Annotated in this window: 1 protein-coding gene; it reads right to left on the bottom strand. The window is 70.6% G+C overall.

The window, feature by feature from the left end:
• The coding region (locus tag ACX4ZE_RS23340) for a phosphopantetheine-binding protein (protein ID WP_480275619.1) at nt 1-293 on the bottom strand (293 nt) is incomplete at both ends.

Below are 293 nucleotides of genomic sequence, written 5' to 3'. Positions count from 1 at the left end.
CATCGGCTCCGGCCGCCGAGCCACCGCCAATACCGGCCGTACTGCGGTTTCGTCATCGAGGTGCGGGACCAGGCGGGCGACGGTGGGGGCGTCGAACACCGTCCGGATCGGCACCTCCACCCCCAGGACGGTCCGGATGCGGCTCACCAGCCGGGTCGCCAGCAGGGAATGTCCCCCCAGGTCGAAGAAGTCGTCGTCGATCCCGACCCGGGCTATCCCGAGGACCTCCCCGAACAACTCCGCCAGTATCTGTTCGCGCGCCGAGCGCGGCGCCCGATACCCCACCCGCGAGA

It is taken from the genome of Nocardia sp. TBRC8007, assembly GCF_056629435.1.
The sequence above is the reverse complement of the archived record's forward strand: the minus strand, read 5'-3'. Positions and strand labels throughout refer to the sequence as shown.